26 protein-coding genes and 2 pseudogenes are annotated in these 22,305 nt (G+C 47.0%); 7 read left to right on the top strand and 21 right to left on the bottom strand.

Annotated elements, in window-relative coordinates:
* Positions 1-281: 281 nt before the first annotated feature.
* The 3 genes and pseudogenes from PMG25_RS03595 to PMG25_RS03600 all read right to left on the bottom strand — a co-directional run.
* Positions 282-1,763, bottom strand: coding sequence for an ATP-binding protein (locus PMG25_RS03595; RefSeq protein ID WP_283765545.1), 1,482 nt, complete (start codon positions 1,761-1,763; stop codon positions 282-284).
* A 35-nt stretch (positions 1,764-1,798) separates the two neighbouring features.
* Positions 1,799-2,008: pseudogene (locus PMG25_RS24600) on the bottom strand (hypothetical protein); the annotation flags it as partial.
* Between the two features lie 447 nt (positions 2,009-2,455).
* Positions 2,456-3,754, bottom strand: a pseudogene (locus PMG25_RS03600) (chemotaxis protein CheB); the annotation flags it as partial.
* An 877-nt stretch (positions 3,755-4,631) separates the two neighbouring features.
* On the opposite strand from PMG25_RS03600, the gene PMG25_RS03605 reads away from it, so the two are divergent.
* Together PMG25_RS03605 and mutL are read left to right on the top strand one after the other, a co-directional pair.
* The gene (locus tag PMG25_RS03605; RefSeq protein WP_283765547.1) at positions 4,632-5,075 is read left to right on the top strand and encodes an SRPBCC family protein; all 444 of its coding nucleotides are present in this window, start codon (positions 4,632-4,634) and stop codon (positions 5,073-5,075) included.
* Positions 5,076-5,260: 185 nt separating this feature from the next.
* On the top strand, positions 5,261-6,940 hold the full coding sequence (gene mutL, locus PMG25_RS03610) for a DNA mismatch repair endonuclease MutL (protein ID WP_347178735.1): 1,680 nt from the start codon (positions 5,261-5,263) through the stop codon (positions 6,938-6,940).
* A gap of 220 nt (positions 6,941-7,160) precedes the next feature.
* On the opposite strand, the gene PMG25_RS03615 is transcribed toward mutL, so the two are convergent.
* The 4 genes from PMG25_RS03615 to PMG25_RS03630 form a co-directional block, all read right to left on the bottom strand.
* Positions 7,161-7,637 carry a hypothetical protein gene (locus tag PMG25_RS03615; RefSeq protein WP_283753464.1) on the bottom strand — a complete coding sequence of 159 codons (477 nt, stop codon included), beginning with the start codon at positions 7,635-7,637 and terminating at the stop codon, positions 7,161-7,163.
* The gene (locus PMG25_RS03620; RefSeq protein ID WP_283753465.1) at positions 7,634-8,080 is read right to left on the bottom strand and encodes a DUF6932 family protein; all 447 of its coding nucleotides are present in this window, start codon (positions 8,078-8,080) and stop codon (positions 7,634-7,636) included. The genes PMG25_RS03615 and PMG25_RS03620 overlap by 4 nt, the downstream gene beginning before the upstream one ends.
* Positions 8,081-8,190: 110 nt before the next feature.
* Positions 8,191-9,195, bottom strand: a complete 1,005-nt coding sequence (gene chlG / locus PMG25_RS03625) for a chlorophyll synthase ChlG (RefSeq protein ID WP_283765549.1) — start codon at positions 9,193-9,195, stop codon at positions 8,191-8,193.
* A gap of 42 nt (positions 9,196-9,237) precedes the next feature.
* Entirely contained in the window at positions 9,238-10,407 is a 1,170-nt protein-coding gene (locus tag PMG25_RS03630; RefSeq protein ID WP_283765550.1) for a Get3/ArsA fold putative tail anchor-mediating ATPase NosAFP, read from the bottom strand.
* Here PMG25_RS03630 and PMG25_RS03635 point away from each other — a divergent pair.
* Positions 10,406-10,534, top strand: a complete 129-nt coding sequence (locus PMG25_RS03635; protein WP_283765551.1) for a hypothetical protein — start codon at positions 10,406-10,408, stop codon at positions 10,532-10,534. The two genes, PMG25_RS03630 and PMG25_RS03635, sit on opposite strands and share 2 nt — an antisense overlap.
* On the opposite strand, the gene petP is transcribed toward PMG25_RS03635, so the two are convergent.
* On the bottom strand, positions 10,520-10,714 hold the full coding sequence (gene petP, locus PMG25_RS03640) for a cytochrome b6f subunit PetP (protein WP_283764275.1): 195 nt from the start codon (positions 10,712-10,714) through the stop codon (positions 10,520-10,522). The genes PMG25_RS03635 and petP overlap by 15 nt on opposite strands.
* A gap of 215 nt (positions 10,715-10,929) precedes the next feature.
* Here petP and PMG25_RS03645 point away from each other — a divergent pair, with 215 nt between their 5' ends.
* Positions 10,930-11,487, top strand: a complete 558-nt coding sequence (locus PMG25_RS03645; protein ID WP_283765552.1) for a DUF2179 domain-containing protein — start codon at positions 10,930-10,932, stop codon at positions 11,485-11,487.
* A gap of 103 nt (positions 11,488-11,590) precedes the next feature.
* Here the strand turns inward: PMG25_RS03645 and psb30 are convergent, their stop codons facing one another.
* Positions 11,591-11,722: a photosystem II reaction center protein Ycf12/Psb30 gene (gene psb30 / locus PMG25_RS03650; RefSeq protein WP_271936453.1), complete on the bottom strand. Its 132-nt coding sequence runs from the start codon at positions 11,720-11,722 to the stop codon at positions 11,591-11,593.
* 154 nt (positions 11,723-11,876) lie between these two features.
* Between psb30 and PMG25_RS03655 the strand changes: the two genes are divergently transcribed.
* The gene (locus tag PMG25_RS03655) at positions 11,877-12,242 is read left to right on the top strand and encodes a YkgJ family cysteine cluster protein (RefSeq protein ID WP_283765553.1); all 366 of its coding nucleotides are present in this window, start codon (positions 11,877-11,879) and stop codon (positions 12,240-12,242) included.
* Positions 12,243-12,249: 7 nt separating this feature from the next.
* Here the strand turns inward: PMG25_RS03655 and PMG25_RS03660 are convergent, their stop codons facing one another.
* From PMG25_RS03660 to PMG25_RS03700, 9 genes are all read right to left on the bottom strand, one after another.
* Complete coding sequence (locus tag PMG25_RS03660; protein ID WP_283765554.1) at positions 12,250-13,077, bottom strand: ion transporter; 828 nt, start codon at positions 13,075-13,077, stop codon at positions 12,250-12,252.
* A 70-nt stretch (positions 13,078-13,147) separates the two neighbouring features.
* Entirely contained in the window at positions 13,148-13,537 is a 390-nt protein-coding gene (locus PMG25_RS03665) for a hypothetical protein (RefSeq protein WP_283765555.1), read from the bottom strand.
* A 94-nt stretch (positions 13,538-13,631) separates the two neighbouring features.
* Positions 13,632-14,408, bottom strand: coding sequence for an endonuclease/exonuclease/phosphatase family protein (locus tag PMG25_RS03670; RefSeq protein WP_283765556.1), 777 nt, complete (start codon positions 14,406-14,408; stop codon positions 13,632-13,634).
* 70 nt (positions 14,409-14,478) lie between these two features.
* On the bottom strand, positions 14,479-14,703 hold the full coding sequence (locus tag PMG25_RS03675) for a hypothetical protein (protein WP_283765557.1): 225 nt from the start codon (positions 14,701-14,703) through the stop codon (positions 14,479-14,481).
* Between the two features lie 196 nt (positions 14,704-14,899).
* The gene (locus PMG25_RS03680) at positions 14,900-15,121 is read right to left on the bottom strand and encodes a hypothetical protein (protein ID WP_283765558.1); all 222 of its coding nucleotides are present in this window, start codon (positions 15,119-15,121) and stop codon (positions 14,900-14,902) included.
* Positions 15,122-15,220: 99 nt separating this feature from the next.
* Positions 15,221-15,589, bottom strand: coding sequence for a clan AA aspartic protease (locus PMG25_RS03685; RefSeq protein ID WP_283765559.1), 369 nt, complete (start codon positions 15,587-15,589; stop codon positions 15,221-15,223).
* Positions 15,586-15,861: a hypothetical protein gene (locus PMG25_RS03690; protein ID WP_283765560.1), complete on the bottom strand. Its 276-nt coding sequence runs from the start codon at positions 15,859-15,861 to the stop codon at positions 15,586-15,588. Before PMG25_RS03690 ends, PMG25_RS03685 begins: the two co-directional genes overlap by 4 nt.
* A gap of 68 nt (positions 15,862-15,929) precedes the next feature.
* Positions 15,930-16,112, bottom strand: coding sequence for a hypothetical protein (locus PMG25_RS03695; RefSeq protein WP_283765561.1), 183 nt, complete (start codon positions 16,110-16,112; stop codon positions 15,930-15,932).
* Between the two features lie 68 nt (positions 16,113-16,180).
* Entirely contained in the window at positions 16,181-16,669 is a 489-nt protein-coding gene (locus tag PMG25_RS03700; RefSeq protein WP_283765562.1) for a hypothetical protein, read from the bottom strand.
* Positions 16,670-16,871: 202 nt separating this feature from the next.
* Here PMG25_RS03700 and PMG25_RS03705 point away from each other — a divergent pair, with 202 nt between their 5' ends.
* On the top strand, positions 16,872-18,221 hold the full coding sequence (locus PMG25_RS03705; RefSeq protein ID WP_283765563.1) for an AAA-like domain-containing protein: 1,350 nt from the start codon (positions 16,872-16,874) through the stop codon (positions 18,219-18,221).
* A 69-nt stretch (positions 18,222-18,290) separates the two neighbouring features.
* Positions 18,291-20,171, top strand: a complete 1,881-nt coding sequence (locus tag PMG25_RS03710; RefSeq protein ID WP_283765564.1) for an AAA-like domain-containing protein — start codon at positions 18,291-18,293, stop codon at positions 20,169-20,171.
* Positions 20,172-20,385: 214 nt separating this feature from the next.
* On the opposite strand, the gene PMG25_RS03715 is transcribed toward PMG25_RS03710, so the two are convergent.
* The 3 genes from PMG25_RS03715 to PMG25_RS03725 form a co-directional block, all read right to left on the bottom strand.
* Complete coding sequence (locus PMG25_RS03715) at positions 20,386-21,222, bottom strand: SDR family oxidoreductase (protein WP_283765565.1); 837 nt, start codon at positions 21,220-21,222, stop codon at positions 20,386-20,388.
* Between the two features lie 105 nt (positions 21,223-21,327).
* Entirely contained in the window at positions 21,328-21,615 is a 288-nt protein-coding gene (locus PMG25_RS03720; RefSeq protein ID WP_283765566.1) for a DUF2288 domain-containing protein, read from the bottom strand.
* Positions 21,616-21,653: 38 nt separating this feature from the next.
* On the bottom strand, positions 21,654-22,292 hold the full coding sequence (locus PMG25_RS03725) for a lysophospholipid acyltransferase family protein (protein WP_283765567.1): 639 nt from the start codon (positions 22,290-22,292) through the stop codon (positions 21,654-21,656).
* Positions 22,293-22,305: the final 13 nt, after the last annotated feature.

Below are 22,305 nucleotides of genomic sequence, written 5' to 3' on the forward strand. Positions count from 1 at the left end.
GATCGCAATAACAACTCAAAATCTATGAATCAAAGATCTACCTTATAGCAGCGCGAAGCGCTGTATCAAGTCCGTTGGATCAGTTATAGCATGTCATTGCGAATGGAACGCAGTGGAATGAAGCAATCTCAACCATCTCGCTAATTGTAGCGTTAGCGAAGCTTGCGCGAAGCGCGAATGCTTCCCTGCGGTCGCAATGACAACTGTTTAACCGGACTTGATATAAACTCGGCGATTGCTTCCCTGCGATCGCAATGACAAGTGTTTAAGCGGATTTGATATCACTCAAGTAAACTGTTCAACTGATGTTTAATCTTGGGAAACTCTTCTAGAGTGACCGGTAGAGAAACCAAATCTAACTGATCGAGTTGATGACCCAATAATTTGGCATAGTTTTGCAGAGCGGAAAACTGATATTCTTTTGCCCATTGGTGTAACTTGAGAATAAACTCATCGATGGCAGAAACTTCCAAGGTCTGACAAAGAGTTGGCCATTCGTGTCTTTCTGCCTCTTCTAACAGAGGAATCAATTCCGATAGCTTCTCTTTTTCCTCAGCCGATAGAGGTAAGATACAGGAGGCAATCTCCTGACTCTCAGGGGGCTGAACCTCGGTCGTCTGATTGGAGAAAATCCGTTCGATTTCGCGGGCCAAATCTTGCTTGAGAACTGGTTTTTGTAAAAAGCCTTGAGCTAGAATTGGCCACGTTGACATAGAGTCTTTTTTAACAGAAGCTGTCACGATGATCACGGGAATGTCTTGGGTATTGCGATCTTGTTTGAGAATTTGTAGCACCGCTTGTCCATCCAGATCAGGCATAACCAGATCGAGCAAGATCAGATCGGGTTGATGTTCTTGTACCAGTTCTATCGCCTTATAGCCATTGGCTGCGGATAAGAGGTTGCAGTTGGGGAAATCGAGATAGGCTTGCAGGAGTTTGCGATTGGATTCGACATCATCAACAATCAGGATAGATAAGCTCTCTTTGCTTTCTAGAACTGCTTTTAGAGAAGTCTCTAGGTCAGTAGAGTCTAATCTAGATGATAACGTCTGTATGGCAGTAAGATTGGGGAAACGAACGGTAAAGGTACTGCCTTTCTGGAGTTGGCTGTCCAGAGCAATACTGCCTCCCATTATATCAACTAAACGGCGAGTAATGGTTAAGCCTAAACCTGTCCCACTCGGTTTGTAACTAGAGGATTCCTTCGACTGTTGGAACGGTTCAAAAATAATGGCTTGGTCAGCGTCTGAAATGCCCCGTCCTGTATCGGAAACCTGAATTTCTAAATCGATTTTTGCAGGGGAGGGTTGGTCGGGACTCGATTTGTCGAAGTCAGGGGACGTAGAGGATAAAGCAGCATTGACTCGAATGGTAATCTGTCCTTGGTTCGTAAATTTGATCGCATTGCTCACAAGATTGAACAGAATTTGTCGTAGACGCACGGGATCAATTTCGATGATTTCTGGCAACTGATCGCTAATCTCTACAATGAGGTCAATACCTTTAGCTTCCACTTGGAAAGCAAAGCTCTGTTGTATCTCTGAGAGCAAAGGGCGAATGGCAACTTCCTCATAGTCGAGGGAGAGTTGACCCGCTTCTATTTTGGACAGATCGAGAATATCATTGATCAGAGTCAGTAGGGTATGTCCATTGGACTGAATCAGTTGCACATATTCTTGGGCAACCTCCTCTTGTATTTGGATTTCTAGGAGCTGGGAAAATCCCAAAATGGCATTCATGGGGGTACGAATTTCGTGGCTCATATTGGCGAGAAATTCGCTTTTGATGCGGTTGGCAGTTGATCTTCAGTATTAACGGTGTAGAGTTCTTCATTGACAGAGTGCAGTTCTTCATTGGTACTTTGCAGCTCTTCGTTGGAGGCTAATAATTCTTCATTAGTGGCTTGTTGTTCCTCATTGGTTGTTTCTAGCTCTTCAATGGTGGCTTGTAAGTTTTCTCTGCTTTTTTGTAACTCATATTCGAGTTCCAGAATTCTTTGGCTCGATTCTACATCGGGCTGGAATGTCTCAGAGTCAAATGATATAGAAGGAAACTGCTTTTCGTTTTCAATGATGAGCATCAGAAAGCTACCTGAATTGACTTTCCCTTCGTGGTATATGGCTTCTAAATTAACGGATTGAATGGTATCATTTTCAGGCCAGGGGATACTGCTGTATAGAATCGTACAGTCTTTTCGTTTGGCAAAGACACTAAATGCGGTGGAGATAATCGGATCGAATCGCTGGGGCGAAGTTGAAGAGGCGAGGGGTTTAGGTCGGACGGGAAGTGAATATTCCAGATTTTGGGTCAGGTTAGTTAGACGAATATGACGACGTTTTCGATAAAGTTTACTATGTTCGTGGATGGTATCAAATTCTCCGATGATGTCACCGGGGTTTTCTGCTGACCCTAGAAACAAAATTCCTTTTGGCACTAAAGAAAAGTGGAGCATCCGCAGGACATGCTGCTGAAGTTGAGGTTGCATGTAAATGAGGGCGTTGCGACAGGTGATCAAATGCATTCGGGTAAATCCGGCATTTTTGGCTAGGTTATGGGGGGCAAAAATGATGCTCGATCGGATGTTGCGGGAAATGGAGAACTGGCGATCGCGAAGGGTAAAATGGTTTTGTAATCGCTCTGGGGTGATATCCGTGGCAATGCTTTGGGGATATACGCCCTGGGCTGCTTTCGCTAAGGCCGCAGAATCAATATCTGTCGCAAAAATTTTAACGGATATATCTTTGCCTAAACGGGCCACGACTTCATGAACCAGGATGGCCATGGAATAGGCTTCTTCTCCGGTGGAACAAGCGGTTACCCAAATTCTCAGTTGTTGTCCATCTTCGATGCTATGGATTAACTGAGGCAAAACGGTTTGTTCTACATGAAACCAGGCTTCAGGGTCTCGAAAAAACTGGGTGACCCCGATCATTAAATCGTCTTTTAAGAGTGCCCGTTCTTGGGCGGAGAGGCGAAGATGATCGATATATTCCTCCAGTTTATGATGTCCACTCAGGGAACAGCGACGATAAACCCGACGGGTGAGGGTACTGAGTTTGTAGTGGGAAAAATCAATATCTTCGTATTGGTTGAGAATTTCAGTGATTTGGTGGACGTGCTGGGAGGGTAATTCCGCCATCAGGCCTTGGTTAGGAGAATTACCGGATAGCTGCATTTGCAGAATTTGATAAATGGTTCGAGCTATATCCGCAGGAGAGAGAACTTGATCGATGAGACCTGTGCCAATGGCGCTTTGGGGCATTCCATCAAATTCGGCGGTACTTGGGGACTGGACAAAGGTCAAGCCTCCTGATTCACTAATGTGTTGTAATCCTTTCGTGCCATCACTGCCTGTGCCGGAAAGCACGATGCCAATGCCCTGATTCCCCCGATCTTTAGCTAAAGAACTGAAGAAAATGTCAATGGGAAAGTTGGGTTGCTGACGGGGAAATTCATTTTGTTCAATCAGTTTGAGCCGCCCGCTTTCAAGGACTAAATTATTGCGAGGGGGAATGAGGTAGATGGTGTTTTGCTCAATTTCCATCTCCCCTTCGACTCGCCTGACAGCGATCCGAGTGCGCCGCTCTAAAAGTTCTTTCATTAAGCTTTTGAAGTCAGGAGAGAGGTGCTGAATGACGACGAATGTGGCTCCACTATCAGCAGGCATGTTGTCAAAAAACTCTTCTAGAGCGCGGAGTCCTCCAGCAGATGCACCAATACCGACAACAGGCCAACGGGTTGGTTCTTTAGTCATTTTCACGTATGTTTAGAAAACTTATGTATACCTGTAGCATCGAAGTGATTTGTTTTTTACTTCAAAAGAATGATGATCCGTTTTATTTTGGATACGACAGTCCTCATTGAATCATTATAAACCAAAAATGATTTTGGGATTGGGAAAGTTGGAAATAGAAGATTTGACTTTTAAAAATCGGCAAAAGCTATATTTTACAAGGATTTTAGCCTGTCCCGGCACTGGCTAACAGTCCTAAAAATTTCCTATATTAGCCATAGAAAATGACAAACTTACTGGCGATCGCCGAGAAGCTTTTAGCAAAACATGAGCGATGTTGGAGAAACGAGGTTAGGGAACTCCGACTAAGCATCAAAAAGCACGACTTTCTGCTCTTCGGGGGAATGGGAGCAGTGAACCCTAGACCCAAGTCTAGGGAGTGATGGATTCTGGCTATCTTGAAAAACTGCCATTTAGATGTACCACAGAGGGAGCAAGACGCTCCCACTCCAGTAATATCAAGGGATGAGAGGAGTGCGGGCATCTTGCCCGCTTTTTCACCCTTTATCCTGACTTGATATCAGAAGCCGGGTTTCTCCAAGAAACCCGGCTTCTATCCCCAGATCTATGTTATATCAAGTCCGGTTAAAGACTTGTCATGGCGATCGCAGGGAAGCAAGCGATCGCCAAATCCCCGATATTGCTGAGATTGCTTCGTTCCGCTCTGCTCCATTCGCGCTTCGCGTTTCGCGTTTCACGCAAGCTTCGCTTTTCATGTCCGCGAAGCCCAAACGCAATGACAGAATCATAGCTGATTATTTGGACTTTCTTACTCATTACTTAACAGCGCGTTGTGCTGTAATAATTAGCAAGTGATGTTATTCCCCTATTCCCTAAGATGTCTTCTCACCAAGTTTTCGAGCAATCGATTGAGATTAAGGCCAATGCAACGACCGTAGAGCGCTGTTTTACTCAATTGGACTTAATGCACCAATGGCTCAATCCGATGTTGGAATGTCAACCGGTGGGGGAGTGGAGTACGGAAAAGGGCAGTCAATCGCGGTTTATGATTAAAATTCCGGTGATTCAACCGATGCTGAGGAGTACGGTGATTGAGCGGGAACCGGGGTTAGTGGTGTGGCAGTTTGAGGGATTTTTTCAAGGATGCGATCGCTGGGAATGTCAACCGATAGAGTCTGGAACCCGCCTCATTAACCGGTTTGAGTTTGAAATTCCCAATCCGTTAATTGCGTTTGGGTTTAATCAATTTGCGGCGGCTTGGACTCAAAAAGATATGAAAGCACAACTGATACGCCTCCAGCAAGTCGCACAGAGAATCTAGCAGTGGGTTCGTGCGGGTTTCCGCAAGCGGACATGAATACAAAAATAGTTGTCAGTCTACAAGATTTGGGTAAAACCCGCCCCTTGTATCTACATGAATTAAACGATCGCCCATCCCCTCTCCCCATTACCAGCCCGTAGCGCCATATGCGAAAATAGGGAAGGCGTTTAGATTCCCTATCCATTATCGATTCTCCTGTCTCTACCATCCAATCCTTACCGCCAGATGTGGTGCATCGGATCGCTGCGGGTGAGGTGATTGACTCGATCGCCGCCGTGGTTCGAGAATTAGTGGAAAATGCCCTCGATGCGGGTGCGACGCGCTTGGAAATTGAGATTTGGCCGCAACAATGGCGCGTCAGAGTGGCGGATAATGGTGAGGGAATGAATCGAGAAGATTTAATTCAAGCCGCGCGATCGCATACAACCAGTAAAATTCATACCATTACTGACCTCGATCGCATTACCAGTTTAGGCTTTCGTGGCGAAGCCCTCCATAGTTTAGCCCAACTTTCCCAACTGGAAATCTGGAGTCGGGGCAGTGCAGGGGAAGGATGGCGCGTACAGTATAACGCTTTGGGGGAACCGGATATTATTGATGCCGTGGCGATCGCCCCTGGTACAATCGTAGAGATTTCCCATCTGTTTGAAACTTGGGCATTGCGTCGTCAAGGGTTTCCCTCCCCTCCCCAACAATTACGAGCCATTCAAACCCTGATTCAAAATATTGCTCTCTGTCATCCCCATATTGCCTGGAAACTCAGCCAAGACTCGCGCCCCTGGTTTACCATTAGTCCAGGGAAGAATGCCCAATCCATTTTGCCCCAACTGCTGCGGGATGTACAGGTGAACGATCTCTGCTTTCGGGAAGTTGCCCTAGAGCAGGAGGGACTGAATCCAGAATCAGATAACTTAGAATTGGTCTTAGGCTTACCCGATCGCTGTCATCGCGGTAAACCGGATTGGGTTAAAATCGCCGTTAATGGGCGTTTGGTGCAATGTCCCGAACTCGAAAATACGGCGATCGCCGCCATGAGTCGCACCGTACCCAACAAACGCTACCCCGTGTGCTTTCTCCATTTGCATCTATCCTGCGATCGCATTGACTGGAACCGTCATCCTGCTAAATCTCAAATCTATCTTCATCCCCTCAAACCTCTGCAAGATGCGGTACAAGAAGCAATTTGTGATGCACTAAAACTCAGTGATATTACTCTCCCCCAAGCCGTTCACCAAGAGCGAGTCGGCCAACTGCTCCGAGCCTCCGAAAAGTCTGGTTCCTACCAAGTCGCGCCCAAATCCAATGCCCCCACAGCCTTAGCACTCAAAGCAGTGGCTCAAGTGCGCCAAACCTACATCGTCGCCGAGCATCCAGGAGGACTCTGGTTAGTCGAGCAACATATTGCCCATGAGCGCATTTTATACGAGGAATTGTGCGATCGCTGGCAGTTAGTCCCCCTCGACCCCCCCATCATCCTCAACCACCTCACTCCCAAACACATCGAACAACTCATCCGTATCGGTTTAGACGTAGACCCCTTTGGCGAAGGACTCCACGCCATCCGCAACGCTCCCCAACTCCTCCAACAACGGGACGATTGCGCCGAAGCTCTACGGGAACTCGCCACCGGAGGAGACTTAGAAACCGCTCAAGTTGCCACAGCCTGCCGCAGTGCCATCCGCAACGGTACACCCCTGAGCATACCTGAAATGCAAGATATCCTAGACCAGTGGCAAAGAACCCGCAATCCCCACACCTGCCCCCATGGTCGCCCCATATACCTATCTCTAGAGGAAACCTCCCTCGCCCGATTTTTCCGCCGCCATTGGGTGATTGGTAAAAGTCACGGCATTCAAGAGCGCTAGGAATTCAAGAACGGAAACTATATCAAACACCAAAACCACAAGCAGATTATCCCTCATATGACGTACACTCGAATTCCCCATGATGCTCTTGAACAATAATTTGATACGCACTCGTCAGACCCAATCCAGTTCCTTGACCAATAGGTTTAGTGCTGAAAAAAGGATCAAAAATCTTACCCCTAATAAAAGCACCAAATAGAATAAAAATATTGACGTTATTTCAACTCTTCATTGATTGAATTACTTGGATTTCGTCTAAATCTACTTGCATGATGGCCTGTTGTAGAGAAACGCCTAAAACTGTCGCTACTTCTACAATTTCCATAAAGCTGCATTCCCGGTAATGGCTATCCTCATTGTCATAAATTCGTTCTGGTTCAATGTTTAAAAGGCTGGCGAGTTCTTCCTGAGTTAATTGGGCAGCAATTCGGGCTTTGATTAGAACATCGGGAAGTTTGGTTAAACTCTCCACAGTTACCTGAATGGGTTGATGAGGGTGAGCATAGGTTAAGCTTTCGTATTCAGCAATTTCTGATTGCAGTTGTTCTACTTGATAGTGTAATGCTTCTTGATTCAGTTGCCACTTTTGTGGGTTATGCATTTTAAGCTCGGTTGAGCATTCCAAATCAGCAATAGATTTTTGTAATTTGTCAATCCATTCTTGAGTGATTTCATACTCTTGTTGGTTTTTAATCATGGCTCCCACCTCATTAAGTCAATAGCAATAATGCCTTTGGCATTACCTTGTCTATCCTGTTGAAAAAAATCTAAAGAGCTATTGCCATAGTTTCCTACGGGTTGGCTACAGGGAAATAGTTCACCTTTATATTTTGCTTTTTGGGCATTGCGGTCATAAAAATTCAGTAACTGAGGGGCATTCGCTCTCAGATCATCGATATTTAAAGTTTCTAGGTCGTAACAAGCATCAAAATCACCGGGTTGAGGTTCGTTGGTAACAAAACTGCCGTTAATATAAATGGTTCGGCATCCAGCAGCTTTAAGTTCACCCATGGCTAACTCTAATCCTTGAATCATACGAGATCTAAGAAAGTTAGTCCCAAACCTCTGTTTAAATTCTTCCCATTCGCAAACATATACACCAGGAGGCAGATTACCATTATGGTCAAATTTAGGAATCATTTGGATTCTGGGGAAGCTAACAAGAAGACAGCCGAGTAGGTAGGGTGGGCAGAAGAGGGTTATGCCATTTCTCCTGCCATATCCTGCCCACCCTACGATGTAGTTGCTGATTATATGCCTGCGTGGCCTAAAGCCATGGCGGTCACTAACATTCCGAGAACGAGGAATGGTTGGGCGCTGGCTTGGTATTTGACATCGTTTTCTAGGGGATTTCGGAGGAAATACATATCTTGGAAGGTGATTTGGGGAATGACGAAGAGGAGGAGAATGGTGGCATAGAAATTTTCGTGAATGCTGATGAGATAGGCGGCAACTCCGGCTTGGAAGACATCAATCATTAGCACGCAAATCCAGGCGGCTGTTCCTACTCCGAACATGACGGGAAGGGATTTTAAGCCGAGTTTGGTATCTCCTTCGACGCTCTTGAAGTCGTTAACGATCGCAATCCCCAATCCCGAAAGGCTGTAAAATAGGGTCAAAATGGCGATCGTCCAGTTCATTTGTCCAAACAGAGCATGACCGGCCCACCAGGGAAAGGCGATATAACTTGCACCCAAGGCATAGTTACCGAGCCAACCATTTTGCTTGAGTTTCAGGGGGGGAGCAGAATAGATATAAGAAATATAGCTACCAAAAACAGCGATCGCCGTAATCACCTTCACCTGATGCCCCGCCCAAATATCCAAGCCATAGGCCAGGAACACCCCGGACAATAATAAAATCCAAATCTGAGCCTCTACCTGGTCTGTAGAAATGGCTCCAGAGGGAATCGGTCGATAGGGTTCATTAATGGCATCAATTTCCGCGTCGTAATAATCATTCATGGTTTGGGTATAGCCCACCATCAAGGGCCCCGACAGCAGCATACAAGCAGCCGCCATCAACACATTCTCGAAAGTCCAGGTAAACCCCCCAGAAGAAACCGCCCCACACAGCACCCCCCAAATCAGAGGAATCCAAGTAATGGGTTTCATCAACTGGAGGCGAATCTTCCAAATATTGGTTTCTTTGGTCTCTGCACCCTTCATCCCTAGCATTTGCCGGGTTTGAGCGCTGTTTCCCCGTCGCCGTCTTCGGGACGAAGTGGGCTTGGCTGCGGTATCGTCGTTGCTCATAAATCCAAATATCCTACGCTCCTAAACTTCCCATACTAATGATTAAAATGAAATCCTTAAATACCGATCCTGGAACTTAGCGCCTTTCACCGGTTGGCCGCTCAGGGGAGGAGGCAATAAGATATTGCGCCGTTGGTCTCCAGCTTCAATGGTGATTTCTGGCCCGTATTGGGTGAGTTTAACCTGTTTCTTATCAAATCCGGGTAAAAATAAACTCACAGTCTTTTGACCCACATCAATGGCGATCGCTTTCGGCGCTTGGTCTGCCTGAGTAAAGTCCGGTAGCGCCTTTTGCAAGACTTGCCAATTTTTACTCCGATCAAAGGGGACAATACTGATCCCCAAAGGTTCAAATTGAGCAGTGGCGGTACTCACGTCCATCTCCTCATGATCGAAGGTATCATATAGTTCTTGAAAGCTATTAGCCGTCTCTGCTGCCTGGGTATCCGGAAGCACCGACTTATTCAAAATTACCCCTCCTACAGTTACCCCCACTTGTTGGGCACTGCCCCATAAATTCATCGCCTTAGCCAGGGCAGTTTTATCTCCAGTGGTTACTAAGTAGGCTGCCACCCGATTGGGATCGGCAACTGCTGCTTTGCCTTCATCCAAGGTTGAGTTAGCATCTTGGGTGGGAGCGGCAAAATTATCCTTAGACAGGTCTACATTCAAAATGGCGCTACTAATGGGGCCCAAAAACGGCGAGAGGGCTTGGCCCACATCCGACTTGACGATCACATCCCGGAACCGACGGATATACCAACTCATAATTTCCGGCGTTCCCAACATTCTCAGAGTTTCGCGATCGCCGTCTCCATCATAAACAATCACATCATATTTTCCGTTTTGGTCATAATCCCGCAGAGCATACAGAGCCAGCGCTCCATCCATCCCCGGCAATACTCCCAGCTCTTGACCAAAGACTTCCTTAAAAAACGGCTTCTGCAAATACCGCGCTTCCAGTTGCTTCACATCTTCCCAACTGCGCTCTAATAAAGCAGCACTCCGGAGGTTAACCGCCTCCAAATTCGGTTCAATGGGCGCAGGAGTCCCCTCCACGGGTTGGCCCAACATTAACCCAATCACCGCAGGCGGTTCAGACAGGGCCAACAGCACCCGTTTTCCCGCACTGGCCATTTGTTTAGCTGTAGCAATGGCTAGGGTTGTTTTACCCGTGCCACCCTTACCCAAAAATGTCAGAATCAGAGCCATGTCTGTTATTCACCCTTCACAATCACGCTGTTGTCCCAGTTTAGCGTTTTCATCGGTTCCCAGTGACCAACGGCCAAGCCAATGGTCACTGTTGGTTATCGATGGAGTCGTCTTAAACCGCCACTAGCTCTTCTTCAAAGAACCAGGTAGAAAATTGACCAAAGTCAACCACAAAACCGACCCCCGACCCATCGACCATTTTATAGCCGGTGATTGTCCCTACAGGGTTCTGCTTGATTTTATCTACCAGATTAGCAGGGATGCGATCGATTAAACCCTTTACTTTTACCTTCTGACCAATATCCATTTATTCCATCTATTTATTGATGTTCTCCAATTCCACAGTTTATAGCAATCGGGGATCATTAGCCGAATCTTTCCTCTCTAAGTCTCTGGTCAGTCACACGAGAGAGTAGACAGTTGAGAATCAGCAATGGAAAATAGACACTTGAAAGTGGACTGATGTGTGGGCAACCCTCATCCCCCAATTTTCTCATCGAGTTTTACCGGAAGACCTAGTTTATGTTGCTTGAAAATTGGCCAGAAATCCTGTTCATCTTCACCATGCGATTAGGAGATGTTTCCTTGGGAACGCTCAGAATTAGTATGCTGGTTCGAGGATATCGGTTGGTCGCGGCTGCCTTGAGTTTTCTAGAATCTCTCCTCTGGCTAATTGCTACCGCCAAAGTGCTGACGAGTCTCCAGAATCCGAGTCAGTTTGTCGCTTTTGCGGGGGGCTATGCCATGGGTACATTTGTGGGTTCGACCATTGAGCAATGGTTGGCTCTAGGCGACAATCTTCTGCGGGTGATTGCCCCCATTGATTCCCCTCCTGTGGCGGATGCATTACACAAGTTAGGGTTACAAGCTACGGTTCTCAATGCCCAGGGAGATAAAGGAGAAGTGCGGATTGTCTTCTGTATCATCCCAGCCCGTAAGCGAGAGTTGGTCTTAAAAACTGTGGGGTTGGTAAATCCCAATGCCCTCACCACTATTGAACAAATTACCACAGCCGATTTACAGCGCTATAGCATACCGAAAAATTTTTCGGGTTGGTTCACCCGGTTGAAACGTCGTTAAGGTGGGACAAAAAGAGCAATCAACTCTCAAGGCTTGTGCCTCCCTTTAATTGAAAAAAAGCCCGACTACATCGGGCTTTAGTGCGTAAGGAGTGAACGATAAACTAGAGGTCGCCACCTCGCAAAAATAGAACAAAGATAACGGCTGGGCCAGCTACCACTACTAATGTTAGCATTAATAGCTGGGCTATGAGTATCCAATCGATGCCGGTGAACAAATTCGTGATAAAATCCATGTCTCCTCCACTCTCAACCCTAGGAGTTGATGCAATTTAATAAATAGAATGCAACTTCTGATTCTACATGGGGATTGACCCCAGGTTTTAAGGAAGTTAACAAAACTCAATAAAGTGTAGCCCAATTCCCCAATCCAGCTTACGGAGTAGCTTTATGGCAACTTGGCGTTGTATTAAACACTGTGGTGCGTGCTGCCACCTCGATCCAGACGAGAGACCGGATCTAGACCAATACCTATCCCCTAGTGAGTTAGACCTCTACTACAGTTTGGTGGGCCCTGATGGCTGGTGCGTCCACTTCGACCATTTAACCAAAGAATGTACCATTTATCCAGATCGTCCTTCATTCTGTCGGGTGCAACCGGATGTCTATGAACGGATGTTTGGGATTGAACCTAATGAGTTGAATGATTTTGCTATAGACTGCTGTGAAGAACAAATTGAGGGGGTTTATGGCGATCGCTCCTTGGAGTTGCTCCGCTTTCGCCGTGAAGTGGGTTTAGAGACCCAGGAGAGGTAAGCTATAGCTATCCCTGGGTGACTCGGTTGGAGGTCTCTAACCTCTCACTTAAACTACAGCCACAGTGCTTACAAAATTTAGCGTCTGGATCGTGCAACAATAAACCGCAGTTTCGACATTCAACCCGCACTTTTTGCGAGTCTTGAATAAAGTGTTTGATTAAATTACCCACTTGCCAAGGAATTAAGGCAATTCCGGTTAAAATCATGGCTAAGGTGATCCAACGTCCCGCTTCGGAAAGGGGAGTAATATCCCCAAATCCGACGGTGGTCATGGTGACGATGCAAAAGTAAAGAGCGTCGAAAAAATGGCGAAAGGCTTGGGAATTGATGGCATGTTCAATTTGGTAAATTAAGCCTGAATAGACGAAAATGATCGAAAATAGGGTGAAAACTATGCGGCTAACAATTAGGTAGTCTTCTGATTTAATGATTCCGAGGAAAGTTTTGGCCCGTAGATAGCGAAGCAGATGGAAGATCCGAAACCAGATTAAGTTTTCGGAGATTCCGATTTCGAGGCCGAATAGACTGAAAATAAAGGGAATAAAGATAAATAGATCGATGATAGAATAAATACTTAAGAAATAATCGAGTTTGTTTTCGGCACACCAGAAGCGCAAGAGGTATTCTATAATAAAACTGATTAAAATCCAGGTGTTGGCTAGATCTAAGACTCGATGGAGATCGGGGGGGAGATCGTAGGTTTGAATGACGAAAATGGCCGCAGAGATCAGGACTAGGGTGATGATGCTGAGGTTGAAAATTTTTCCGAGTAGAGTCTCGATACCCAGCCATTGACTGAGGGTTTGCCGTGGAGAAATGGGCTGAGAAGTCAAAATAATTAATACTTAATAATTAATGCCCGATTGAGTAGGGGGGCATTGCACCACCCTACTACTCTGAATATTAGCCCACAGAGGTTGGGGTGCGATCGCCTGCTTCCGTCTCTGTATTAACTTCAGCAGTTACATCGGTAACCACAGTTTCTACTTCATAGTCGAATTCTGCGGTTTCAGCTACTTGAGCAGTGGCTTGAGCAGCAGCTTTGCCTTTCATCATCAGGCCAGCCGCACCGATTCCACCAATACCGGCTAAACCGGCGGCTACAGCCAGAGGGTTAACGCCGTCATGGGTATGGGGATGAGACACATCACTGATATAGGTATTGGGAGCCTTATTTCCGCCCAGGCCTTCACCAGCAGACTTGCTCAGGAAGCAGCCTTGAGCGGAAGCACCGAATGAGGTGGCGATCGCCAAACCCATGACACCACCAACGAAGTAGGAAAATTTCATCATATTAAAGCAGTTAAATAGGGTTTACATCCATTCAGATTAGGGTCAGACCCTAGGGGTTATTATGAATGATGCTCCATTTTACGGCAACTTACCGTTATCTGAGTAACACTTGGGCAACGACGGGAAAGTGATCGGAGATCAACACCCCTTCCCATGGCGATCGCTCGACTTTGGCCGATAGAAGGGAGCAGCGAGCATCAACGTAAATGGTATCAACGGCATCCCATGCTTGACCGGTGAATTCATGATAGGTGTTTTGCTCTTCTGGGGGAATTTCTGCTAAGGCATCCAACCAAGGCAGTTCCTCGCTCGATCCTTGGGCTAAAATTTGTCTGGGTTGACTGTGGGGAGAAGCATTAAAATCTCCCATGAGAAACCGATAGGAGTTGAGATCGCCCCATTGATGCAGTTGACTTAAAATCAGTTGGGCGCTCAAGTCTCTGGCTAGGGCGCTGTTATAGTCGAGGTGGGTATTCCAAACGATTATGAGTTGATTTTCGGGGGTGACAAACTTGCCCCAGGTAACAAATCGAGCTTGATGATTGCCCCAGGAGGGGGTAATACTGCCGGGAGTTTCTGGCGTTTCACTTAACCAAAATTCGCCCGATTCCAGACACTTGAGGCGCTGGGCATGATAGAAGATGGCACAGTATTCTCCTCTCCCATTGCCGTGGCGATCGCACCCAATACTCTGATAGTTGGGTAAGCGACGATGGAGGTCAAGCATTTGATGGGCTAAACATTCTTGGGTTCCGAGAATATCGGGTTGTTCTTGGCCGATCCATCCGGCTATGGCTTCCCGTCTCACCTGCCAATTGGCATCCCCTGGATCGGGTTTGTCATAGCGAAGATTAGCAGTAATTAGTTTCATTAGGTAATAGGTAATAGGGAATAGGTAATAGGCAATAGGCAATAGGGTTGTGGTACATGGCTTTGAGCCTTTAAGACTGTACACCATAACAGCGCGAAGTGCTGTATTGCTCGAAGAGGCGATGGGTTGCGGGAATGACATTCTCATCGACCTCGAAGGCTCCGGTTTCAATGTCGATCGCCACGATTTTGCCCTCATTTCCGGCTTCGACTTGCTGCCGAATGCCAGATTCATAGAGTTCTTGCCCACGTCGGGCTAATTCTTCTTTGCTGTAGCGTCGTTGGCGGACTGCCATAGAATCGTCCTCAGTGATAATTTTGCCCTTCCATTTTACCGTGAGCGATCGTGGCGATCGCTGAAGACCGGAGCTGGTTGGTCACAACAAGTTAATTCAAAAAACTCTCATATTCATCATGATCTCCGATCCTAATCCAATAATAATCGTCACCTTTGAATCTTCAGGTGGCAATTGGGCATAGGCTTTCCAGAAATTAGCTGTCGCCAAGGATTTCATCTAGATCCCTCACGTTGTTTGCGGCGATATCTTTTTCGGCTTGAGCAATGAGGCGATCTAATTTTCCTGATGCTAAATCTGTTTCAATTTGCCGATCCCACATCTCATCAAGATATTCTTGCAGCCACTTTGCCAGATGACGAACTTCACTCTCTGGCAATTGCTTAATAGCTGATTCAACTTCTAGCCGAGTAGTCATAGGATATTTCACTTCTCAACAGCATTTCTATAGTATCGCCAATTATGGTGGCCGATGGGGGGTTGGAGTGATCGCTGGGGTAGGTGTCCTATCTTGAGATTACAAAGCTTCTATCTTAACGATACCACCCTCAACAGTATCAACCTGCAATCGATAACCATAGAGTAGCGCCATGCCCAGCAGGGGTTCCGTTTCCGACTCTGCAATATAAATTTCGCGGTACTGCCCATCCCAAATCACGAGCGCGGTGTATAAGTCGAACAAAGTTTCACTGCCATCGCCCAAGGTGACGATATCGGAAGCAATCCAAGGTAAATTAAGGGTAGTGATGATTGCAGATGATAGAGACAGAAACCCACTAAATCCTGTATCAATTACTGTATCGATAGTTTGCATCTGTCGATTCGAGATACCGACAACAACAGTAAGTGTTGCTTCACGACGTAAATTCACGACCCCCTGCATCATAGATTTTGCTTTAGACTCCGTGCCCCAAAATGATCGACGGCGCGATGTCCGATTCTAATTACCCAAGGTTGGGCATCGGGATATTGCTCGAAGAGGCGATGGGTTGCGGGAATGACATTCTCATCGACCTCGAAGGCTCCGGTTTCAATGTCGATCGCCACGATTTTGCCCTCATTTCCGGCTTCGACTTGCTGCCGAATGCCAGATTCATAGAGTTCTTGCCCACGTCGGGCTAATTCTTCTTTGCTGTAGCGTCGTTGGCGGACTGCCATAGAATCGTCCTCAGTGGTAATTTTGCCCTTCGATTTTACCGTGAGCGGCTGGAGTTAGGTATGCTATCTTAGGCTAAAAGGAGCAACAGGATAACGGCGATCGTGAGGCCAAACATGGCTCCTGCACCAAAGTCAGTGTCACTCACTTTCTGTAAGCGGTATTTCTCGCCTGTGGTAAGGTCGATCGCCTCGTCGTGGTTGGTGCGGATGAGGTGGCGATGATCGCGATCATAGTCAGGATGAGGGTACATGGCTTTTCTCCGTTGATATAGTATGGTTCATGAAACAGGAGCTGAATAATCTCAGCTCCTTGCAAGCATTAGCGCAGCCAAAGAGTAAAACGGAGTTTAGGCTTTGGGGGCAGATGGATGGCAATCAGCATTGCTTGCTGATTCAAAACGAGTCCAATACGGATAGTTTCGGCTACAAAGGGGCCAAAACTACTTTGGTCAACCAGGATCTGGCTCTTTTGACGGTTTGTACCCATCAATTCATAAACCAATGATGGGCCAGCGAGCATCTCAATCTCGTCATAAGTCCCGAAAACCATCATTAAGCGATTACTCTCAGCAGGTGTATTTCCCCAAATTCCCGTTATTGGAAGTTCCGAACCCCCCGAACAACTCTTTCTCACCCAGTCCTGCATCAATTTGTGCCCTTTAACTGGCACAAATGCCGCGATCTCCGAATCCATAACGGTCAGCCGGTGTTGTGGATCAAAGCTAGGCGATACAACAAGCTCTTGGGGCAGATTTTCAATGGGACTACCCACCCTCTCCTGGTAGAGGGCTTTAGATTCTTTGTTCATTGGTGTATCCTTAAGATAGATCTTTGAGATACGTTTTGAAAGCCGCCTCTACGTCCTAACCAGATGTAGGGCGGCTTTCCTGTATCCACCCCAAATTTAGCATCAACGTTTCAATGCGTCAAGGAATGAAACATTATGAAGCATTAGGTTTTATGTTGGGAGTATACTAGAACTGTAAACCGATGACTATCCTCAAGGGTCTATGCCCACTCCCCTCGATAACCTGAGTCCCGAAGAGCGGAAAGACTGGCGCGAGCTAGAGCAACGGCTGCAACAAGCTGGCGGCACGCTCACGGAGGTCAGTCAACGTGAATTAGCAGAGGAGTTCCATGTCTCCCCTGCTACCTTGAAGCGCAGGTTAGAGAAGTTCAAGGACGAGGGCTTGATTGATGTGGAGGTTGAAGGTAAGGGACGTTACAGCAAAACGACAATTACCCTGAGTGGGTATCAACCGCCATATCAGGCATTGAATGAGCGGCCTATGAGTCCCTTAGTTGGAGTGTTGCCCTTGAATTCTCTCTTCCGTCTGGAGCGGGAGGCAGACCGTGCTTGTCAGCAAGCGTTTCAAATCCCGCGCACTTCCCGGATATTCCTCCGGCTCAAGGGCATCCGGCACAGTGGGAAATCAACCTCCTTGGCAGGTTTACGGGAGTGGCTAGAGCGAGAACAGGGGCATTGTGTTGGATATGTCAATCTGAGTAGCAGTGCGTTTTCCCCTAATGCTTTTGAGGATTTATCGAAACTGCTGTATGAATTCACCAATGTCATTACCACTACCTTTCGGCCCTATCTCCGTAATCGAGAATTACCCGATTTGAAAACCCTTTGGCGCGATGATATTGCCTCCGGTCTCAATTGCGAAACCTACCTGGCTGACCATGTGTTTAGTCAACTTCCTACCCCTGCCACCCTTTTAATTGATGGATTAGACAAAGTGATAGGTCATCCTTCCACCCAAAACGATTTTTGTAATATTCTTCGCACCTGGAATGAGGAGAAAATGAAGAATGTGGGCCAAGGGCCAATCATTTGGCCCAATATCGTGGTTGCCTATTCCACCGAACCCTATCCCACCCATGGCATTGTTGGTTCTGTCTTCTACAATGTGGGTCTTGAGATTAACCTTTCAGAACTCACTGAGTCCGAGGTGACTGAACTGGCTGGCCATTATCAGTTGCCGGATTGGAACTCAAGCAAAACCCAGGAACTTATGAAGTGGGTGGGGGGACATCCGGCACTGATTCAAGAAGCTCTATTTTATCTCTCTGGCTCAAAAACCCTAACCATTGCCGATTTAGGCGGGCCGAGATTGGGGTCAGATTTTTTCCGCAATCATCTTTTCGAGAAAATGCAGCTTCTACAACCGGAAAAGCCGAGTCCATTGCTGACTTGTTTCCAAACCATCCTCAAGGGAGAAGACTGCCGAGATGAATATGCTAAGTTTCAGCTAGAGCAGGCTGGGTTGATTCAATTTGAAGCCGGAAAAACAGAAGTAATTGAACTCTATCGGCAGTATTTCGGCAAAGTTTTATCGCCACAAATCCCAAGGTAAGAAAAGTCCCCGTTTCTAATACGGATTTAGGGAGATCAATAAAAAATCGGCAATTGGCTAAGGAGAAAGATGGTTAATTACAATTTCTATGCAACTGAAGGAGGAGGACTTGAACCAGACGCAAGTACCTATGTGGAGCGTCCCATCGACCAAGAACTCTATGAAGTCCTGAAGTCCTCTGATCGCCGTCACCGCGTCTGTGCTATCCTTGCCCCCCGGCAGATGGGGAAAACCAGTCTCATGACTCGCACAGCCCATCGCCTCACCGCAGAGGAGACAGCCATCTGCGTTACGATTAATTTGCAAGGATTGGGAACTGTAGATTCAGAATCAGCTCTGTGGTTCAACCTGCTGCGGCGCATTTGTCAAAAATTAGAAGACTCTACTTTGTTAACGCAACTTGACCAATTTTGGCAGCAAAACAATCTTGTTCAACCTTCCAACCGCTTTCTGGAGTTTCTGAAAGATTGCGTGCTACCCAACTTGGCTTCTAAGTTGGTTGTGTTTTTGGATGAAATCCAAAATCTGGTGCAGTGGGGCGTACAAGATGGGGTAATGGGAGTCTTGCGTTCCTTGGTAGAGGAACAGGACTCTGGTCTGGACAAACTGGCTTTTGTTTTGGTGGGGGTGGCTAAACCGAGTGATCTGTTGAAATCGAGTACAACCACAGTCTGGAATGTGGGCACATCCCTGACACTCACGGGGTTAACTGGGGACTGCGAACCCCTCCTGGAAGGGTTCCGAAATGTATGCCCCAATCCAGGAACGGTCATGGCCGATATTTTACAGTGGACAGGGGGTCAGCCGTTCCTCACCCAACGGCTATGCCAAGAAGTGAGGAATGCTGCGACACAAGGAACAGAGAGAGAACCAGCCCAGTTGGTTGAGCAGGTGGTGAAAGAACAGATTATTGCTAACTGGCGACAGCAGGACAAACAGAACCACCTGCAAACGATTGACTATTGGTTCAATCGGCCATCAGGAGATCGGGACGAGCAGTTGGGCAGAGTAAAGTTAGCAGCACTTTCTCTGTATCGTCAGTTACTCCAAGAACAACCCGTTCACTTTTGGGGAACCGATCCCCAGTGGGATTTATTGACATCTGGCTTAGTGGTTAAAGAGGTTCATGGAGATTGTGAATTAAGGATTACAAATCAAATCTATCAGTCCGTGTTTGATTTAGCATGGGTTGAGAGGAAGGAGCAACATCTGAAAGAGCAAGGAGTTGAAATGGAAGATTTAAACAAAATTGTTGACCGAGATACCTTTATGCTCATCGATCAGAGCGGTTCCCTGCTCCGTAATGATGGGGGAATAACCAGTCGCTGGGAACGGTTGCAAGAACAGTGCATGGGCGATATCAATGATATTTTGAACTATGACGAAAACGGTCAAAAGATTTGTGACCAAATTATCATGATGCCCTACAACGTCAATCGTTATCGGGGCAATCGCTATCAAATTGACAGTCCAGCCCAAGCCGATAGTTTTTTCCCAGAAAATGCGCCCAAAGGCAATGCTAATGTTACGCCCACTCTACGCGAATGCTATCAGGAGTGGTTGGGGGAACGAGAAAAAATTACTGCCCAAGAGGTAGAAGCGGGTACTGCTAGAGGGGCAATGTTTGTCATCTATATTGATGGTCAATTTGATGATTCTCCTGCCTTTGAAGACTTGGTTAAGGAGATGTGCAGCCGCATTGACGATCAACGAATTTTTAAGATCATTATTCTGGGCTTTGGTAATGAAGTTAATGCCCGCTATTTTGATGAACTGGATGTAAACCAGCGTAAGGGTAACCCCATTTTTAGGGATGCCCATGGGAACCCCTCTAATGTGATTGTGTTTGAGTTGGTAGACGAGTTTGAGAATGAAGGGGTAGTCGAGGTGATGGAGCGGCAACTGATCGACCCCAACACCACCCGCAAAGGCTTTGGCCAGTATGATTAGCCTGCGCGATGGTTGAATGGTCATATGGGGAGAGTGGGGCGATCGCCCTGAATCAGACAGAGGAATGGAGCGATCGCCATCTATGTTAACTCCGAATTTGAACCGACATCAATAAACAAGTCATTTGCACGCCACCTAGGGGAGACAAAATCACTGGCTTATCAGCACTATTAACTTGGATTTTCAGCTCTTGAGACGGAGGAGCCTTTGAGAATTACTTGAACTGGCGATCGCCATACTGGAACTGATACCCAGTATCCTTAATTTTCTGATTCGACACCCAAACATTATAGGGTCTGGGGTCGGGTAAGTTGGCATCCCAGGTCACGGCAGGATAGTCATGTACGCTCAAGAGGCGATCGAGGAAGTCTTGGCGGGTTAAATGGGCATCATCGACTAAATTATAGATGCCGTCTAATCCGTTCTGGCAACTGTGGGCGATCGCCCCCAGAATATCCTCTAAGTGAATCCAATTGGTAGCCTCTTGTCCGGTTCCAGGGCGTGCGGTTCCTGCCAGGGTGCGATAAATTTTAATTAATTCCCGATTGGGGCCGTAAATTCCCCCCAAGCGCAAAATACAAACCTTACGTTCTGGTGTTTGGGCACTGAGGAGAACTCGCTCGGTTTCGGCTAAAATTTCTCCGTTCTCAGAAACGGGAGCTACTGGGGTGGTTTCGTCGGCGCTGTTCCCTTGGCGATCGCCATACACCTGATAACTACTGGTATAAATGATTTGTTGCACCTGGGGCGCAGTCTCTAGGGCAGAAACCAGATTTTGAGCCGTTTGTAAGTAAGTCTCCCGATAACCCTCTGGGGTGCGGTTGGTGCGTTTTGCTCCTACGCTGAGGAGAATAACATCCTGGTCTTGGATGAGGTTCTGGAGTTGGGAGCGATCGCTTCCTGGTAAAACCATCACCTGATGGGCAATTTGCTGCAAATCCTGCACCCGTTCCGGTGTTGTCGTCGTCACCGTCACCTGATGCCCTTGATTGCTCCAATACCGACTACAGGCGCTTCCCACATAGCCACATCCAATAATTGCAATTTTCATGTCCTGCTCTGGGCTTTTTGAATAAACTGTACAAAAATTTCTGATACCTTTCACCATGGGGAAATCGGTTGATTGGATTGGCGATCGCCACTAACCCCATAGAGTTTAGGCTTCTTGCACCAAAACATAGGGTTGGACAATGAGAGCCTCAAACTGTTGCTCTTCGCTACGCTCCCAATGGTTTAATTGTTCCAGGGTGGGTTTAGTAATCAGTTGTTCGCTGATCCAGTGTTGTACAGAGGTGACTTCATCGGTAGCGATCGCCACTCCCACATCGACTAAATTCAATCCTTGATTCACCACCACCACATTATCCCTAGCAATATGGGGTTTGAGCCACTGCCATTGTGCCCGATCCACTTCTTGGGTAAGGCGCTCCCGAATGTCTTCCATGTTTGAGGTTGTCAACTGTAATTTTGCACCTGCCTATTCTACCGTCCCAAGTCATGTAGTGCATGGATGGCATCTTTACAGGCTTCGGTTACCGGCTCTAACTCATCCCGTTTGGTGTTTTTTGGCGGATCGATTAAGGAGCCAATACGGACAGTTACCGGGACAGCACGGGGGATCGGAGTCTCTTTAACCAGGATTTTTTCTGTACCCCATAAGCTCACGGGTAATAACGGAGCTTGAGCTTTGGCGGCGATCATAGCTGCGCCCAATTTGGGGGAGGTAATACGCCCATCTTTGGTGCGCGTGCCTTGTAAAAATAAGCCGGTTGCCCAGCCTTGTTCTAAAGCGGATAGGGCATTGCGAATGGCGCTGCGATCGGCAGATGCTCGTTCAACAGGATAGGCTCCGTATAAGGAAATAGCCTGTTTTAATACTGGAACCTTAAATAATTCTTCTTTGGCCATAAACGCGACCGGTCGCCGTACACAGTTCGAGACAATGGGCGGATCGAAATGACTGGCATGGTTACTGACTACCACTAATGGCCCCTCTTGGGGGACGTTTTCAGCACCGTAAATCTGACCTTGAAAATACACATGCAGCATGGGACTGACCACAGACCACTTGAAGAGGTTGTAAAGAATAAGGCTTTTCAAGGGTTCGCGGTTTTGAGTCATGGCTTGAATGAGT

Source organism: Roseofilum capinflatum BLCC-M114, assembly GCF_030068505.1.
Classification (GTDB): domain Bacteria; phylum Cyanobacteriota; class Cyanobacteriia; order Cyanobacteriales; family Desertifilaceae; genus Roseofilum; species Roseofilum capinflatum.

Coding starts and splice junctions, on each gene's coding strand:
- PMG25_RS03595 (WP_283765545.1), bottom strand. CDS start 1,763: ATGAGCCACGAAATTCGTACCCCCATGAATGCCATTTTGGGATTTTCC.
- PMG25_RS03605 (WP_283765547.1), top strand. CDS start 4,632: ATGTCTTCTCACCAAGTTTTCGAGCAATCGATTGAGATTAAGGCCAAT.
- PMG25_RS03615 (WP_283753464.1), bottom strand. CDS start 7,637: ATGATTAAAAACCAACAAGAGTATGAAATCACTCAAGAATGGATTGAC.
- PMG25_RS03620 (WP_283753465.1), bottom strand. CDS start 8,080: ATGATTCCTAAATTTGACCATAATGGTAATCTGCCTCCTGGTGTATAT.
- chlG (WP_283765549.1), bottom strand. CDS start 9,195: ATGAGCAACGACGATACCGCAGCCAAGCCCACTTCGTCCCGAAGACGG.
- PMG25_RS03635 (WP_283765551.1), top strand. CDS start 10,406: ATGTCTGTTATTCACCCTTCACAATCACGCTGTTGTCCCAGTTTAGCG.
- PMG25_RS03630 (WP_283765550.1), bottom strand. CDS start 10,407: ATGGCTCTGATTCTGACATTTTTGGGTAAGGGTGGCACGGGTAAAACA.
- petP (WP_283764275.1), bottom strand. CDS start 10,714: ATGGATATTGGTCAGAAGGTAAAAGTAAAGGGTTTAATCGATCGCATC.
- PMG25_RS03645 (WP_283765552.1), top strand. CDS start 10,930: ATGTTGCTTGAAAATTGGCCAGAAATCCTGTTCATCTTCACCATGCGA.
- psb30 (WP_271936453.1), bottom strand. CDS start 11,722: ATGGATTTTATCACGAATTTGTTCACCGGCATCGATTGGATACTCATA.
- PMG25_RS03655 (WP_283765553.1), top strand. CDS start 11,877: ATGGCAACTTGGCGTTGTATTAAACACTGTGGTGCGTGCTGCCACCTC.
- PMG25_RS03665 (WP_283765555.1), bottom strand. CDS start 13,537: ATGATGAAATTTTCCTACTTCGTTGGTGGTGTCATGGGTTTGGCGATC.
- PMG25_RS03670 (WP_283765556.1), bottom strand. CDS start 14,408: ATGAAACTAATTACTGCTAATCTTCGCTATGACAAACCCGATCCAGGG.
- PMG25_RS03675 (WP_283765557.1), bottom strand. CDS start 14,703: ATGGCAGTCCGCCAACGACGCTACAGCAAAGAAGAATTAGCCCGACGT.
- PMG25_RS03680 (WP_283765558.1), bottom strand. CDS start 15,121: ATGACTACTCGGCTAGAAGTTGAATCAGCTATTAAGCAATTGCCAGAG.
- PMG25_RS03685 (WP_283765559.1), bottom strand. CDS start 15,589: ATGATGCAGGGGGTCGTGAATTTACGTCGTGAAGCAACACTTACTGTT.
- PMG25_RS03690 (WP_283765560.1), bottom strand. CDS start 15,861: ATGGCAGTCCGCCAACGACGCTACAGCAAAGAAGAATTAGCCCGACGT.
- PMG25_RS03695 (WP_283765561.1), bottom strand. CDS start 16,112: ATGTACCCTCATCCTGACTATGATCGCGATCATCGCCACCTCATCCGC.
- PMG25_RS03700 (WP_283765562.1), bottom strand. CDS start 16,669: ATGAACAAAGAATCTAAAGCCCTCTACCAGGAGAGGGTGGGTAGTCCC.
- PMG25_RS03705 (WP_283765563.1), top strand. CDS start 16,872: ATGCCCACTCCCCTCGATAACCTGAGTCCCGAAGAGCGGAAAGACTGG.
- PMG25_RS03710 (WP_283765564.1), top strand. CDS start 18,291: ATGGTTAATTACAATTTCTATGCAACTGAAGGAGGAGGACTTGAACCA.
- PMG25_RS03715 (WP_283765565.1), bottom strand. CDS start 21,222: ATGAAAATTGCAATTATTGGATGTGGCTATGTGGGAAGCGCCTGTAGT.
- PMG25_RS03720 (WP_283765566.1), bottom strand. CDS start 21,615: ATGGAAGACATTCGGGAGCGCCTTACCCAAGAAGTGGATCGGGCACAA.
- PMG25_RS03725 (WP_283765567.1), bottom strand. CDS start 22,292: ATGACTCAAAACCGCGAACCCTTGAAAAGCCTTATTCTTTACAACCTC.